Genomic DNA, 540 nt, shown 5'->3' on the forward strand with positions numbered 1-540 from the left:
TGATCCTGCAATCAATAGACTGAATAATGTACTCTTCACTTTTTTCATTTTCCTGACCCCTTTTCAAAGTATATTTGGATTACATATTGAATTTATCACATTACTAGTTTTTTGATTATTGGGAAAATATTAAGTATACTAGATAAACTATCCAACTATTTAAAGGGGTGTGGTATTTGAATGAAAATAGGTTCTTTAATAAAGTACTACCGTACAAAGCTTGGAATGACTCAAAATGAGGTAGCAGCGGGAATTTGCTCGATTCCACATTTAAGTAAAATTGAGAATAACAATAAAGAAGCAAACTGCGAGACAATTCGACTACTCTTGGAACGTTTAAATATTAATAGCCGTGATGTAGAAAATAGCGAACACCATATCATAAAGTTATTGAAAGACTTACAAAAACAGATCAATTACCTAGAAAACGAAAAAGCTATTGCGACAATGGGACTATTAAAAGATTATGAAGAGATCATTGGTTTTACAGAATCAGTTTATTTATATGAACTTTATAAATTACGTTACTACGTGTTTATT

Annotated in this window: 1 protein-coding gene; it reads left to right on the plus strand. The window is 30.2% G+C overall.

The genetic code is table 11. The features are described from left to right. Nucleotides 1-180: 180 nt before the first annotated feature. A partial coding sequence (locus B879_RS21565; RefSeq protein ID WP_040401693.1) for a helix-turn-helix domain-containing protein occupies nt 181-540 on the plus strand: 360 nt, incomplete at its 3' end.

The sequence above is a fragment of the Cecembia lonarensis LW9 genome (genome assembly GCF_000298295.1).
Taxonomy (GTDB): Bacteria; Bacteroidota; Bacteroidia; order Cytophagales; family Cyclobacteriaceae; genus Cecembia; species Cecembia lonarensis.